The organism is Streptomyces sp. NPDC037290, from assembly GCF_055603245.1.
Window position 1 is genome coordinate 1 of record NZ_JBVJVZ010000193.1, and the last position, 1063, is coordinate 1063.

1 protein-coding gene is annotated in these 1063 nt (G+C 66.7%); it reads right to left on the reverse strand.

Going from position 1 to position 1063, the window contains the following annotated elements; all coding sequences use genetic code 11:
• Positions 1-143 precede the first annotated feature (143 nt).
• Positions 144-1063, reverse strand: a 920-nt coding sequence (locus ACZ7HQ_RS45905; RefSeq protein ID WP_471003703.1) for a VWA domain-containing protein, incomplete at its 5' end; no start/stop codon positions are given.

A 1063-nucleotide genomic window follows, 5' to 3' on the forward strand; every position in this document is an offset into this window, starting at 1 on the left:
TCGGCGTACTTGGTCTCGGCGGGGGCACGCAACACGTCGGACATCAAAGAAGCCTTTCTGAACAGGCGAGAGAGTGAGGGAAGAAGAGGGGGACACGGCGGGGAGTGCGCGCGTTGACAGGCGGCGGCCACACCCCGCAGGGCTCAGGTGAGGAACGTCTTGAGTTCGTGCACGAGCTTGTTGATGTGCCCGGAGACCACGGGTGTGCCCAGGGCCTTGAACCGCTCCCGGAACCACGGGTTGACCTCCTGCCGGCCGGAGCTGGTCACCGAGCCGACGGGGATGAACTTCACCCCGGAGCGGTGGACGGCCTCGATGCCTTCGAACAGCGGCTGAGAGCGGTCGAACTCGTAGAAGTCGGAGATCCACACCATGACGGTGTTCTTCGGCTCGGCTATCTTCGGGCGCGCCATCGCCATCGCGACGGGGCCGTCGTTGCCCCCGCCGAGATTCGTGCGCAGCAGCACGTCGAACGGGTCGTGCACCCACGGCGTCAGATCGATCGAGCGGGTGTCGTAGGCGATGAGATGGACGTCGACCTTCGGCAGCCCGGCGAAGAACGAGGCGAGAATGGTGCAGTTCACCATCGAGTCGACCATCGAACCGGACTGGTCCACCACGACGATCAACCGCTGCGGTGTCGTCCTGCGCACCGTGTGCCGGTAGTAGAGGCGGTCCACGTACAGCCGCTCCTCCTCCGGACTCCAGTTGGTGAGGTTCTTCCAGATCGTGCGGTCCAGGTCGAGGTTGCGGAAGACGCGCTTGGGCGGCACCGAACGGTCCAGCTCGCCGACGGTGGCCTTCTCCACCTGCGTACGCAGCACATCGGCCACCTCGTCGACGTAACGGCGGATGAGGGACTTCGCGTTGGCCAGGGCAACACCCGACAGATTGCCCTTGTCCCGCAGCAACTGCTCGATCAGCGACATGCTGGGCGTCAGCCGCGCGGCCAGCGCCGGATCGGCCAGCACCTCCCGCAACCGCATGCGCCCCACGAGGTCCGCCTCGATCGCCGCCAACTCCGGCCGGAGACCGCCGGCGTCCAGGCCCACGCCTCCGGCGC